The sequence below is a fragment of the Hyphomicrobium sp. genome, from assembly GCF_036780825.1.
Lineage (GTDB): Bacteria > Pseudomonadota > Alphaproteobacteria > Rhizobiales > Hyphomicrobiaceae > Hyphomicrobium_C.
This window is the reverse complement of the sequence record NZ_DAIQCD010000028.1, coordinates 19,797-33,051: the sequence shown is the minus strand read 5'-3', so window position 1 is coordinate 33,051 and position 13,255 is coordinate 19,797. Positions and strand designations below refer to the sequence as shown.

Sequence of the window (13,255 nt, the reverse complement as noted above, 5' to 3'; positions counted from 1 at the left end):
GAATCACGCTTCGCGGGCGTTGAGAATCCCAAATCGAATCCAGCAAACGTGAACGGGCTCTAAGCTTTTGCTTCCTCGTGCTTCTTATCGGACACCTTGCTTGCACGGCTTCGCCATGACCGGTGCCCACTTTTCCGGAAGCACTCTATGGCATCTTCCAGAACGAAATGGCGGCCGGGCCAAGAATGACCAGGAACAATACTGGCAGGAAGAACAGGATCATCGGCACGGTGAGCTTCGGCGGGAGCGCGGCCGCCTTTTTCTCGGCCTCCGCCATGCGTATGTCGCGGTTCTCCTTGGCCATCACGCGGAGCGCCTGCCCGACCGGGGTCCCGTAGCGTTCCGCCTGGATAAGCGCAGTGCATACTGCCTTGACGCCGGGCAGGGCCGTGCGCTTTGCGAGGTTCTCGAAGGCGATGCGCCGGTCCGGAAGATAGGACAGCTCGGCCGTGGTGAGCGACAGCTCCTCGCCAAGCTCGACGCTCTGGTTTGCAACCTCCTTCGACACCTTGCCGAAGGCGGCTTCCACGGACATGCCGGACTGCACGCAGATCAGCAGCATGTCGAGCGCATCGGGAAAAGCCATCTTGATGGCCTGCTGGCGCTTCTGCGCCAGGTTCTTGATGAACACGTTCGGCAGGTAATAGCCCGCAGCTGCCGCCAGCACGGCGTAGAACAGCTTCATGCTGACGGATGCCTCCAGGGAGGCCACGAAAAAGAGGTAGATGAGGGCGACAACGAAGGCGAGCGGCGGCGCGGCGGCGCGGAAGAACATGAACGCGACGAGCGGGGCCTCGCCGCGCAGGCCCGCCATCTTCAGCTTGTTGCGCAGTTCCTCGTTGTCGAACTGGGAGCGCAGATCGAACGTGTCGACGATCCGCTGCATATAACCCTTCGGCGTGTGGCGCAGCTTGACCTTGCCCACGCGCTCCCTGTTCAGATCCGCAAGGCGCTGGGAGCGGAGCTTGTCGCGTTCGAGAGCCATGACGCGCATACGCTGGTTCAGCCGGTCGCGCGCGAGCATCGGCATGATGAGCGCGAGCATGGTGGCGAAGGCCGAGATGGCGGCCAGCATCGTTGCCAGCAGCGGCAGAGACGTGACGGTATCGACGATATCCTGCACAGCGCGCCCCTCCGCACCTAGAATTTGAAATTGATCATCTTGCGCATGACCATGATGCCGATCCCCATCCAAACAAGGCCGACTGCGATGAAGATGTTGCCTGTGCGGGTGGTGAGAAGCGGCGCGATGTATTCCGGCGAGGAGACCTGCACCATAAGCATCACACCAGGCGGAAGCGCGCCAAGGATCATCGCGGAGGCCTTGGCCTCGGCGGATAGCGCCTTCACCTTTGCCGCCATCTTGAAGCGGTCTCGGAGGACCGACGACAGGTTGGAGAGCGCTTCGGCGAGATTGCCGCCGGACTGCTGCTGGATGGCAACCACAATAGCGAGGAACTTCACTTCCGCTAGCGGGATGCGGCGCGTCAGGCGATCGAGTGCTTCCGAGAGCGGCATACCCACCCGCTGCTCCTCGACGACCTCGCGGAACTCGCTCGCCACTGGTTCCGGGCTTTCCTTGGCGATCATCGCCAGGCACTCGTTCAGGGGCAGGCCGGACTTGATGCCGCGTACGATGACGTCGATCGCGTTCGCAAGCTCGGCTGCGAATTTCTTCTGACGGCGGCCGGTGAGCTTGCTGAGGGCGAAGCGCGGCACGCCGAAGCCGCCGACGAACAGGGCCACGATCAGCAACAAGGGAGCGAGGCCTCCTGCGGATGCCGGAATGAACGCTTTTGCGAGAGCGGCGGAGACGACGGCGCAAACCGCCGACGCGATCCAATAGGTTCGGGGCTCGATGTCGAGGCCGGCCCGCTCGATGCGAAGGCGAAGGGAGACTTTCTCGCGCGTCTTCTTCCGGTTCTCCATATCCTTCAGGCTATCCGCAACCTGCTTCTTGCGGTTGGCGGCAACCTCGGCTGCGGAGACGGCGGTAATCTTCCGCGTGCGTGTTTCGCTGACGCTCGCGACACGCTTGTCCTTGACGCGGTCCGCGGAGATGTAGGGGTACATGATGGCGTAAGCCGCCGCTGCAATGGCGACGGCGGCCACTAGAGCGGTGAGAAGAGGCATCAGGCTGGCATCGTGCATTGGTCCCGCTCCTTCTCGGTCAGGTGCGGATCTCGCCCAGAGGATTGCCGTTTGCGTCGAGCATCTCCGCCTCCGCGAGCGCGGCTGCGAGACGGCCTTCCTCGCGATAATACTGGGCGCGCTCCCAGAAGGCCGGGCGGGCGATGCCGGTCGATCTGTGATGTCCCATCAGCTTGCCGTAGGAATCTTCCCCAGTGATCTCGTACACGACCAGATTCTGGAGCGTGATGATGTCGTCCTCCATCCCGATCACCTCGGTGATGTGGGTAACCTTGCGGGAGCCGTCACGCAGGCGCGCCGCCTGGATGATGACGTCTATCGAGCCGACGATCATCTCGCGGATCGTCTTGATGGGAAGTGCGAAGCCGCCCATCATGATCATGCTTTCGAGACGGCTCAGGGCCTCGCGCGGACTGTTGGCGTGGAGCGTACCCATCGATCCGTCGTGGCCGGTGTTCATGGCCTGGAGCAGGTCGAACGCTTCCGGACCACGCACCTCGCCGACGATGATGCGCTCGGGCCGCATGCGCAGGCAGTTTCGAACCAGATCGCGCATCGTGATCTCGCCCTCGCCCTCGAGGTTCGGCGGGCGCGTCTCGAGGCGCACGACATGCGGTTGCTGGAGCTGGAGCTCGGCCGAGTCCTCGCAGGTGATGATGCGCTCGTCATGATCGATATAGCCGGTCAGGCAGTTCAGGAGCGTCGTCTTGCCCGAGCCCGTGCCGCCGGAAATGAGCACGTTGCAGCGTACGCGCCCGATGATCTCGAGGATGGTCTTGGCCTGCGGCGTGATGGCGCCGAAGCGCATCAGCTGGTCGAGCGTTAGCCGGTCCTTCCTGAACTTGCGGATGGTGAGGGCCGGCCCGTCGATGGCAAGCGGCGGCGCGATGACGTTGACGCGGGAGCCGTCGGGCAGGCGCGCGTCGCAGATGGGGCTGCTCTCGTCCACGCGGCGGCCGACCTGGCTCACGATGCGCTGGCAGATGTTCATGAGCTGCTGGTTGTCAGCGAAGCGCACGCCCGTCTTCTGCGTCTTGCCGTTGACCTCGATGAACGTCGTCGAAGCGCCATTCACCATGATGTCGGCAATGTCGTCACGCGCGAGCAGGGGCTCGAGGGGCCCGTAACCCAGAACATCGTTACAGATGTCCTCGAGCAGCTCCTCCTGTTCGGCGATGGACATCACCACGTTCTTGACCTGGATGATTTCCGAGACGATGTCGCGGATCTCTTCGCGGGCCGCCGCGCTGTCCAGCTTGGCGAGCTGCGTCAGATCGATGGTGTCGATCAGCGCGTTGAAGACCGTGGTCTTGACGTCATAGTACTCTTCGGAATGCAGGCGCTGAGGTTCGCTGGCCTCGGTGTGACGCGGCGCCGGCTGAGGCGGAGCGCTCGGCAGACGGGCTGCCTCGGGCGCTGCCGCTGGCGGCGTTGTCGCGGCCTCGGGTGGCGCGGGCTGCTGGGGCATCCGTCGATGCTGCTGTCCAGGATCTGTGGTTCGCCGACCGAACATTCTTTCCCTCAGCGCATGAGCTTGAGTTTTTCGAGGAGCGGCGCCAGCGCCGATCGCTTCTCCGCCTTCACCTCCCGGCGGTGGGTGAGGGCGAGCGCGATCTCGCGGAATGCCTGCGCGGCCTTGGCCTTCGCATTGTACTCCTCAACCATCTGACCGTTGTTGGCGGCCTGGCCGAAGTTCTCGCAGTCGAAGTCGATGACAGCGAGAGCCTTGAGACCGAGCGCGCCTTCGAACTCCTTCTGCGTGATCTCGGGGCGCTTCTGCATGTTGGCCATGTTCAGCACCAGGTGAGGCGGAGCGTCGTTCTTGCGCGCCGACCGCACGAGGTCGACCAGGTTCTTAGCATTGCGCAGGTTGGCGAGATCCGGCATGGCCGTGATGACGATCTCGTCGGCGAGCAGCAGCAGGCGCTTCGTCCACGGTGTCCAGACATGAGGTAGATCGACGGCGACGAACGGGACGTTCTGGCGCACGACGTCGATCACCGTCTCGCATCCTTCGGGAGTCATGTCGAAGTCGCGATCGAGCACGGCCGGCGCGGCGAAGATCGAGAGATGCTTGGAACAGGTCGTCAAAAGCCGATCGAGGAGAACCTCGTCGAGGCGCTCGGGGTTCTGCAGGGCATCGGCAATTCCCTGCACCGGATCCTGGTTGAAATCGAGACCGGTGGTCCCGAAGGGCAGGTCCATGTCCGTGATGACGATATTGGCGGCAAGGACTTCCGATATCGTCCAGGCGACGTTGTGGGAGATCGTCGACGAGCCGACGCCGCCCTTGGCGCCCATGAAGGCGAAGACCTGGCCGACAGGATCGGACGCCGGGTTGTTATAGAGGCTCGAAAAGCACTCCATCAGATCGAACGGGCTTATGGGCGCGACCAGATATTCGGAAAGGCCGCGCTTCATGAGCTCGCGATAGAGCACGACATCGTTGGCTTTGCCGATGACGACGACCTTGGTCCCGGGATCGCAGCACTGCGCCAGCTCGTCGAGCTCGGCCAGGAGGTCTGTCTGCGACGCATCGGATTCGAGAACGACTAGGTTGGGCGTCGGGCTTTCCTGATAGTGAGCCACCGCGGCCGCGATCCCGCCCATGTGAAGGGTGACGTGGGTCTTGCTCAGGCGCCTGTCCTCGGACGCAGCCTGCACGGCTTCGGCGACATCGGGCGTCTGGCAGAAGGCCTGGATCGATATTCGTGGCAGCGGGCGCGCGCGGTCACTCAACGACGGCGCGTTCACGCCGTGGTCGTCAACGGCGTAGGGAGAGGGTGCCGCGAACGGCTCGGACGCCGAGCTCTGCAACGCTTTCGACATCGATATGCTACCTGTCACTTCTGAATGGTTATCTTCTCGCGGTCGTCGTTGCTCTTCTTGGCGCCGGTCCATTCGCCCGCCTTGTACTTGTCCCAGACGACGTCGCGGCGCTCGCTCGGCCGGTCGCTCTCGGTGCGCGGTCCGATGAGATCGGCGGGGTTTGCGACCGACACGGCGAGATTGTGCTGATTGGCGCAGCCGAAGTTCGGATAGTTCCCATTGTCACGCTGGCTCGCGAGGTTTGTGGTCCAATACCCGCAGACGGGAGCTTCGGCGACGTAGCGCAGATACGAGACCCGCACAGGGGCATCGCGCCGATCGGCGTGATAGGCCTCGACGGAGATCGAGGCTTCCGGAAAGCCCATGTCGCCCAAGATCTGGCGGATCTCGCCGACGGCATGCATAGCTGCGATCTCGTTGGCGCCGCCGCCGGGAGCCTGGATGACGAGCCGGCTGTTGCCAGCATCGCGAGCGCGCGAGCGATCGGCGAATTCGAGAACATCGGCGCGCTGGCGGGGACTGAGGCCGCGCGCGCCGGCCGGGATGCGGAGCTGCATCGTCTGCGGCTGCTGCGACACGATGATCGGATGGCGCTGAGACGGATCGACCATGGCCCATCCTGCAACCTGGGGGGCGGTGACGTCATGGCGGCAGCCGCCGAGCGCCAGTGCGATGAGGCCGAGCGCGAGCGGGGCGAGGCGCAGGCCGCGGCGCGGGACAAGCTCTGCCGGCAAGGAGGCAAGTCGATTGATCATGATTGCGTCTCCAGCCTCGGCCTTATTCAACGATGAACCCGTAATCGCCCTTGAGGTCGCCGATGGGCATCGCCCTCTCGGTGCCGTAGATGCGATTGAGATGACCCATGAAGTTCGCCTTCCGGTCCGTTGCCTCGGCGAGGCCGTCGAGCGGCTTCGCCAGATCCTTCGGCGCGACCGGCTTCACGAGATACGGTGTGACGATGACGACGAGCTCGGTTTCGCGCTTGATGAAGTCGCGGCTGCGAAACAGCGTGCCCAATACGGGCACATCCTTGATGCCGGGAAAGCCGTCGATGTTTTGGCGCACGTCGTCCGAGATGAGGCCGGCGAGCGCGATAGAGCCACCAGAAGGGAGCTCGACCGTAGAATTCGCCTGGCGCTTCTTCAGTGCGGGAATGGACGTCGAGTCGAGAACGATGGCGCCGGCGTTGGAGAGCTCGCTCACCTCGCTCTCGATCTTGAGGCTGATGCGGCCCTCTGAAAGCACCACGGGCGTGAAGGAGACGCCAACGCCGAACTCCTTATAGGTGATCGAGGTTTGGCCGTTGGAATCCTTCACGGGGATCGGGTACTCGCCGCCGGCCAGGAACTTTGCGGATTCGCCAGAGATGGCGGTCAGATTAGGCTCGGCCAGCGTGCGGACAAGGCCGTCGCGCTCGAGCGCGCGCAGCGCCTTGCCGATGCGATAGTCGCCGTTGCTCCACCCGCTGACGGTGCCGGAGTTGCCGAAGGTGCCGTTGGTCGGGCCCTCGTTATAAAAGCAGGCGACGCCCGCGCAGGACCCTTCCGAGGCGATGCCCGGAACGGGGAGCGCGCCGAGGCCGGCCGCGGCCGTCAGCGGCAGGGCGTTGGCGGTGAGCAGGCTCCAGGTGAAGTTGCCGGCGTTGATGTCGGCTGCGATGTTCACGCCGAACTGCTTCAGCAACTCGCGTTGAACCTCAGCCACGACGACGCGGAGCATCACCTGCTCCTCGCCTTCGACGCCAAGCAGATTGATGACGGGCTTGGCCGCGTCGCCTCCGCCAGATCGCATGCTGTCGCTGGCGTTGATGATCGTCGTTCCGCCGGATGCCGTGGCACCTGTCTGGTTGGCGAGGAAGCCATCGGAGTTGGAGGCTGCGAATGCGCGGGCGATGTCGGTGGCGCGGTTCGAATCTATGGGCGTGCGGACGGTTCCGATCAGAACGATGGACTTGCCCGCCATCTCGACGCGGATGTTCGAGCCGGGGATGAGGCGGGTAAGAAGCGTCTCGAGACCGCGAACGTCAGCGCCGACCGTGATCTCGAGGGTCAGGATTTGCTGGCCGTCCGCATCGAAGAAGAAGGCGTTGGTCTGCCCCGGCCGCTTGGCAATGAGAAAGACGCGGTTCGATGTCTGAACCACCGCATCGACGCTCTTGGGATCGGAGACGAGGACGTCGCGGAGGTCGAAATCGAACTCGACGAGCATCGATTTGCCGGAGCCAAGCGCGACGCTGCGGACTTGCGGTGCCGCATCCATGGCGCTGATCCGCAGCACCGATGCGCCATCCTGTCCGGCGGCAGGGCTCACGCCCGCTGCCGCCAGAAGGGCAAGCCAGATGGCCAGTACAACCGGAGTCCCAATCTTCTTCATTAGTTAAGGGCCTTATTGACGGACAAGACTCGGGAGATACTCAGTTAACGCCGTATGCGCGCGACGCAGCGCCATAACGAAGGACGCGGATTGCGGTGCTTTCCCTTGCGGAGGGATCGGCGCCGCCCACCGGGCCTTGCTCGGGATCGAGATCGGCGATCGAACGCAGCGAAAGCGAGATCTCTCCCATGGAGTTTGCGAGCGCCAGGAGCTCGGACTGGCGGCCCGTCAGCTCGAGGGTGGCGGTGCTGGCGCCGCCCGCCGTCTTCTTCCCCTCCTTGGTCTCGATCTCCTGGCCGATGGCGAGCACGCGCACGTTGGCGAAGAGGAGATCCGAGACATAGTCTTCCTGACCGCTGCGGCTGCGGGCGCGGCGGATGAGGATCACGTCGACGCGATCGTTGGGCAGGATAAGATTGCCTGCGGCCGTCTCCTCCTTGATGCGCGTGGAGATGGCCCGCATGCCGGCGGGCAGGATGGCCGCGAGGACCCCGCCCTGGCCGGCACGGACGAGCTTCTGCTGCGTGATGGGTTCGCCCGCCATGATCGGCGCGCGGGCGATGGAGCCGGAGAGCTGCGCCATCGCATCGGGCTGATCGGCGCGCGTGATGAAGCCGGAGGTCACCGTCTCGCTCGGCCAGGACTGCCAGCGGAACACGGTGTCGTTAGTGATCTGGCCGAGCCCGATGTCAGTGCGGGCGACCAAAACCTCGCTCGACTGGACCTTGATCTCGACCGTCTTTTCGACGGGCGGCTTGTTGACCATGCCGCGCACCATGACGAACGCCATGACGCCAGCCGTCATGGCTATGGCCAATCCGATAAGTTGAGGCCGTCTCATCACGTGCGCTGTCCCATACGGCCTTATCTGGCCGAAACCTTTTGCTCAGGGCGAAAGATTGACGGACATTCGTCAACGCGTCGTTAATTTCTGTCCCGGAACGGCTTGAGAGCGTTTGCTTTTAACGCGACCAGCGCTGCCGTGCGGATGCGCTCCGGCGTAGAGCCGTTCCGGTTTAACGGCTCTACGTTTTTATTTCTCCGTGCTTCTCGTCAGAAAACCGGTTCCCACTTTTCTGGAAGCACTCTAGCCGGCAGCGGCGATCCATGGCGTCAGGGGCAGAACCAGAAGGCCCGAACCGGCGATGGCGATGCCGTAGGGGATGGCGCCTCCCGGCTGATGGAGGTTGATCGCCCAGTGCGGTGCGCGAAGGCCCAGGATGGGGAGCTTTCTATAATAGAGGATGGCGATGGCCAGCACGCCGCCGAGAACCGCGGTGAGCACCAGAAATGCCAGGAGCTGATCAAAGCCGATCCAGAGCGCGCCGGCCGCAAGAAGCTTGGCATCGCCGCCGCCGAAGCCGCCGATCGCGAACAGGAGAATGCCGGCGGCAAGGACCAGCAAACCGGCCGCAAGATGCATCAGGATTGCACCCGGAGCGAGCCCCATCAGGGGAGCGGCGATGAGGAACACCGCAACCAGCGCCAGCGAGATGCGGTTGGGTATGGTCATCGTCATCAGGTCCATCGCAGCCGCGAAGGCCATGATGGCGCCGAAGGTCATGAGGATGGCGGACGCGAGCACGTGGCGCACCTTCAACGGCGTTTCTTTCCGCCTCAACGCGGATCAGGACGCAGGAACTCCGAGCAGCTTCGCAGACCGGGGTAAACAGGACGTTAGGCTGTGGCACCTGCCGAGCGATTAATCGGGTATGTAGGCGTCAAAGCTGCTGAAAAACTCCGTCAAAGACGCCTGCAGATTGCTCAGGCTGAACACGAGCCCCATTCCGAGGATCGCAACCAGGAGCCCATATTCAATGGCGCTATTGCCACTCTGGTCAGCCCAGAAGCGTTTGATGGTACGAAGCATGCCGATGTTTCACTCACAGGCTCGAAGCCATGGTCCGTAGCCCGTGGGAAGGTGGGCCGATGAGAAACAAGGAAAGCCGCCCGAGAGGGCCCGGACGGCTTGATATGGTGATTGCCTGCCTCCGGAAATCCGGAAATCGCTTTGGCAAGGTCGACTATTTCTTGGTGATGGCGCCGTCGAGCTCGCCGCCGATGTCTTCGAAGATGCCGGTCAGTGATTCCTGAAGGGTGGTGAGGGCGGCGATGATGCCGACGCCGACGAGGGCGGCGATCAACCCGTACTCGATCGCGGTGGCACCGGATTCGTCCTTCGCAAAGCGCGAGAGAAGATTGCTCATGGTTTGAAGACTCCCTGTTGACTTCCTGTCAGTTCGTGCGCGCGGACACGCCATCGCGGCGGAACTGCCGGAAACCCTACGCGGACTGATTTAACATCCAGTAAAAATCGTAGATATATATCGGATCAATTCTAGTCATCGCGTTAATATTCTAAATATACTTGTGACAACGCTCGCCCTAATCAAGCAATAATTGTGGCGACGCATGTATTAATCTCAAGAATTACTTTATGAACTAACTGCGTGCTGATTATATCGTGATTAACAGTATGTTTTTCTCGGGAATTGCCGACCTTTTTTCATCGCCGAGTGAAGGTTTTTTTAGATCAGCGCATTGATGGGCAGTGCTCGAGTCTGGCCGCGCGTGCCGATGAACCTTTTGCTGAATGCGGCGATTACAGGCAGACCGATGACGGCTGAGAAACGGCTGACAGCACGCGAAGGCCCGCACACGTTGCGGATCACGCTGAATGCGTTTGTCCTTGTGACGCGAGCCGTGCTTCAAAGCTCCGGACGGACAGGCCCGACGCGATCGTCGTCTAAGTCCGTGCATGAGAGCCGGAATTACGGTCTCGGCGGGTACGGGCCGCAGCTACCGAGATCGATCAGGCCCTAGAGCCGTTCCGCTTTAGGTAGAGTTGGGAAAACGGCTCTAGGTTTTGTTTCTTCGTGCTTCTTCTCGGACGCTTGGCGTGGATGGCTCCGCCACGACCGGCCCACTCTAATCAATCGTACTTGCCGTGGCAGTGCTTGTACTTCTTGCCAGAGCCGCACGGGCAGGGTGCATTGCGCGAGATCTTGCCCCAGGTTGCGGGATCACTGGGATCGATATCGCCGGCGGCCCTGCGCGTCTGGAGCGGAGCACGCTTTTCCGGCGTGGGGCTGCCGCGCCCGCGCGCCGCGATGGCCGCATCCACCATTGCCAGCTCTGCGGAGAGCTCATCGTGTCCGGTCTGCGGATCGATGTGATGGGCATGCATCTCCGGAAGTTCGGGCATCTCGAGCTCGGGCGGCTGCTCGCCCGGCGGGGCAAGCTCAACGTGCATGAGCTGCCCGGTCGTCGCCTCGCGCAGGCGCGATAGCATGCTCTCGAACAGGATGAACGCTTCGCTCTTGTACTCGTTGAGCGGGTCTCGCTGGCCATAGGCGCGGAAGCCGATTACCTGGCGCAGGTGCTCGAGGGTTACCAGATGCTCGCGCCAGAGATGGTCGAGCGTTTGCAGAAGGACCATCTTCTCGATCTGCCGGTACGTATCCGGCCCGATCTCGACCGCCTTTCGCGCCGCCTTCTCGTCAACGACGCTCTTCAGTCGCTCCAGGATCTCCTCATCGGCGATGCCTTCCTCGGCGCTCCACTCCTCGAGCGGAAGGTCGAGCCCGAAGATCGCCTCGACCGCCTCCTTGAGGCCAGCCATATCCCACTGCTCGGCGTAGGCTCTCTCCGGAATGAAGCGGGAGACGAGATCGCTCAACACCTGGGAGCGCATCTCCGTGATGATGTCGGAAACCTCGTCCTCGGCCATGATGTCCTTGCGCTGGTCGAAGATGACCTTGCGCTGATCGTTCATCACATCGTCGTATTTCAGGATCTGCTTGCGGATGTCGAAGTTTCGTGCCTCGACCTTCTTCTGCGCCATCTCGAGACTTTTGTTCATCCACGGATGGGTGATGGCCTCGCCTTCCTGCAGGCCGAGCGTCTTCAGGACGCTCTCCATGCGGTCGGAGCCGAAGATGCGCATCAGGTCGTCATCGAGCGCGAGATAGAATTTCGAGCGGCCGGGGTCGCCCTGACGGCCGGAGCGGCCGCGGAGCTGGTTATCGATGCGCCGGCTTTCGTGACGCTCGGTGCCGACCATATATAGACCGCCCATCTCGAGCGCGATCTTCCGCTGCTCTTTGACGAGTTCCTCGATTTCGGCGCGCTTTTTGGCGACGGCTTCCTCGTCCGGTGCGTTTCCGGCCTCGGTCTCTGCAGCGATCCAGTCGCGCAGCTGATATTCCACGTTGCCGCCGAGCTGAATGTCGGTGCCGCGGCCGGCCATGTTGGTGGCGATGGTGACGGCGCCGGGCTTGCCGGCCTGGGCGATGATGCTGGCTTCCTGCTCGTGATAGCGGGCGTTCAGCACCTGATGAGGGATGGGGTCCTCGCCCGCCTTGCCCTTGGCCGAGCCAATCTCGATCAGATGGGCGCCAATGTCGTTGAAGTACGCCTTGAGATCGCCTTCGGGCGATGACTTGCCCTCTTTGGCATCCTTCATCTTCTCAGCCTGCGCGAGGAGCGACTTGCCGAGGTTCTCGATGTATTTGCGATCCTTGAGGAGCTCCGACAACTGCTCGGACTTTTCGATCGAGGTGGTGCCGACGAGAATGGGCTGGCCGCGGCGGTGGCAGTCCGCGATCGTGGTGACGATGGCGCCGAGCTTCTCGCTCTGGGTACGATAGATCTCGTCGTCGTCGTCGATGCGCGAGATCTTCAGGTTGGTCGGGATCTCGATGACGTCGAGGCCGTAGATGTCCATGAACTCCGAAGCTTCGGTCATCGCCGTGCCGGTCATGCCGGCAAGCTTCTTATAGAGGCGAAAGTAGTTCTGGAAGGTGATGGAGGCCAGCGTCTGGTTCTCGGGCTGGATCTCGACGTTCTCCTTGGCCTCGAGCGCCTGATGCAGGCCCTCCGAGTAGCGCCGGCCCGGCATCATGCGGCCGGTGAACTCGTCGATGATGACGACCTCGCCACTCTTGACGATGTAGTCCTTGTCGCGCTGGAAGAGCTTGTGTGCCTTGAGCGCCTGGTTGACGTGGTGGACGAACGAGACGTTCTCGATGTCGTAAAGAGAGCCCTTGATCAGCCCTTCTTCCGCAAGGAGCTGCTCCATGCGCTCGTTGCCGGCCTCGTTGAGAGAGACTTGGCGCTGCTTTTCGTCAAGCTCGTATTCCTCTTTGGTCAGGCGCGGGATGAGCTTGTCGACGGCGACGTAGAGGTCGGCGCGGTCTTCGAGGGGGCCTGAGATGATGAGCGGCGTGCGCGCCTCGTCGATCAGGATGCTGTCCACCTCGTCGACGATGGCGAAGGCGTGGCCGCGCTGGACCATCTCGTCCTTCCTGAGCTTCATGTTATCGCGCAGGTAATCGAAGCCCAGCTCGTTGTTGGTGGCATAGGTGACGTCGGCAGCGTAGGCAGTCTTGCGCTGATCGTCGTCGAGACCATGGACGATGGTACCGACCGAGAGGCCGAGGAAGCGATAGACCCGGCCCATCCATTCGGCGTCGCGGCTGGCGAGATAGTCGTTGACGGTGACGACATGAACGCCCTCGCCGGCAAGGGCGTTCAGATAGACGGCGAGGGTGGCGACGAGCGTCTTGCCTTCGCCCGTCTTCATCTCCGCGATGTTGCCCTCGTGGAGCACCATGCCGCCGATCAGCTGCACATCGAAATGGCGCTGGCCGAGCGCGCGCTTGGCCGCCTCGCGGACGGTCGCGAAGGCGGGGACGAGCAGGTCGTCAAGCGAGGTGCCGGCGCGATACTGCTCGCGGAACGTCTCCGTGCGGGCGCGGAGCTCGGCATCGGTGAGCTTTTCCACCTCCGGCTCGAGCGCGTTGATGGCCTCCACGCGGGAGCGGAAGCTCTTCACGCGCCGATCGTTGGACGAGCCGAAGATCTTCGAGGCGAGCGAGCCGAAGGAGCCGATGGAGAGCAT

Annotated in this window: 11 protein-coding genes; all 11 read right to left on the bottom strand. The window is 62.7% G+C overall.

What is annotated here, in order from left to right; all coding sequences use genetic code 11:
* Positions 1-145: 145 nt before the first annotated feature.
* The 11 genes from V7P99_RS11390 to secA all read right to left on the bottom strand — a co-directional run bounded on the left by V7P99_RS11390 (position 146) and on the right by secA (position 13,255).
* Positions 146-1,123 (bottom strand): type II secretion system F family protein, encoded by a 978-nt coding sequence (locus V7P99_RS11390; protein ID WP_333794940.1) that lies wholly within the window; start codon positions 1,121-1,123, stop codon positions 146-148.
* Positions 1,124-1,140: 17 nt separating this feature from the next.
* Complete coding sequence (locus tag V7P99_RS11385; protein WP_333794939.1) at positions 1,141-2,151, bottom strand: type II secretion system F family protein; 1,011 nt, start codon at positions 2,149-2,151, stop codon at positions 1,141-1,143.
* A 19-nt stretch (positions 2,152-2,170) separates the two neighbouring features.
* On the bottom strand, positions 2,171-3,664 hold the full coding sequence (locus V7P99_RS11380; RefSeq protein WP_333794938.1) for a CpaF family protein: 1,494 nt from the start codon (positions 3,662-3,664) through the stop codon (positions 2,171-2,173).
* Positions 3,665-3,672: 8 nt separating this feature from the next.
* Entirely contained in the window at positions 3,673-4,980 is a 1,308-nt protein-coding gene (locus V7P99_RS11375; RefSeq protein WP_333794937.1) for an AAA family ATPase, read from the bottom strand.
* Positions 4,981-4,994: 14 nt separating this feature from the next.
* Positions 4,995-5,735, bottom strand: coding sequence for a CpaD family pilus assembly protein (locus V7P99_RS11370; protein WP_333794936.1), 741 nt, complete (start codon positions 5,733-5,735; stop codon positions 4,995-4,997).
* A 22-nt stretch (positions 5,736-5,757) separates the two neighbouring features.
* On the bottom strand, positions 5,758-7,353 hold the full coding sequence (locus V7P99_RS11365) for a type II and III secretion system protein family protein (RefSeq protein ID WP_333794935.1): 1,596 nt from the start codon (positions 7,351-7,353) through the stop codon (positions 5,758-5,760).
* A 40-nt stretch (positions 7,354-7,393) separates the two neighbouring features.
* Positions 7,394-8,194 (bottom strand): Flp pilus assembly protein CpaB, encoded by an 801-nt coding sequence (cpaB, locus tag V7P99_RS11360; protein ID WP_333794934.1) that lies wholly within the window; start codon positions 8,192-8,194, stop codon positions 7,394-7,396.
* Between the two features lie 246 nt (positions 8,195-8,440).
* Positions 8,441-8,947 (bottom strand): A24 family peptidase, encoded by a 507-nt coding sequence (locus V7P99_RS11355; RefSeq protein ID WP_333794941.1) that lies wholly within the window; start codon positions 8,945-8,947, stop codon positions 8,441-8,443.
* A 108-nt stretch (positions 8,948-9,055) separates the two neighbouring features.
* On the bottom strand, positions 9,056-9,223 hold the full coding sequence (locus tag V7P99_RS11350) for a Flp family type IVb pilin (protein ID WP_333794933.1): 168 nt from the start codon (positions 9,221-9,223) through the stop codon (positions 9,056-9,058).
* Between the two features lie 154 nt (positions 9,224-9,377).
* Positions 9,378-9,560 (bottom strand): Flp family type IVb pilin, encoded by a 183-nt coding sequence (locus V7P99_RS11345; RefSeq protein ID WP_333794932.1) that lies wholly within the window; start codon positions 9,558-9,560, stop codon positions 9,378-9,380.
* Between the two features lie 725 nt (positions 9,561-10,285).
* On the bottom strand, positions 10,286-13,255 hold the full coding sequence (secA, locus tag V7P99_RS11340) for a preprotein translocase subunit SecA (protein WP_333794931.1): 2,970 nt from the start codon (positions 13,253-13,255) through the stop codon (positions 10,286-10,288).

Excerpts from the sequence above, each read along its gene's own strand:
- V7P99_RS11385 (WP_333794939.1), bottom strand. The coding sequence starts at position 2,151 with ATGCACGATGCCAGCCTGATGCCTCTTCTCACCGCTCTAGTGGCCGCC.
- V7P99_RS11380 (WP_333794938.1), bottom strand. The coding sequence starts at position 3,664 with ATGTTCGGTCGGCGAACCACAGATCCTGGACAGCAGCATCGACGGATG.
- V7P99_RS11375 (WP_333794937.1), bottom strand. The coding sequence starts at position 4,980 with ATGTCGAAAGCGTTGCAGAGCTCGGCGTCCGAGCCGTTCGCGGCACCC.
- V7P99_RS11370 (WP_333794936.1), bottom strand. The coding sequence starts at position 5,735 with ATGATCAATCGACTTGCCTCCTTGCCGGCAGAGCTTGTCCCGCGCCGC.
- V7P99_RS11365 (WP_333794935.1), bottom strand. The coding sequence starts at position 7,353 with ATGAAGAAGATTGGGACTCCGGTTGTACTGGCCATCTGGCTTGCCCTT.
- cpaB (WP_333794934.1), bottom strand. The coding sequence starts at position 8,194 with ATGAGACGGCCTCAACTTATCGGATTGGCCATAGCCATGACGGCTGGC.
- V7P99_RS11350 (WP_333794933.1), bottom strand. The coding sequence starts at position 9,223 with ATGCTTCGTACCATCAAACGCTTCTGGGCTGACCAGAGTGGCAATAGC.
- V7P99_RS11345 (WP_333794932.1), bottom strand. The coding sequence starts at position 9,560 with ATGAGCAATCTTCTCTCGCGCTTTGCGAAGGACGAATCCGGTGCCACC.
- secA (WP_333794931.1), bottom strand. The coding sequence starts at position 13,255 with ATGCTCTCCATCGGCTCCTTCGGCTCGCTCGCCTCGAAGATCTTCGGC.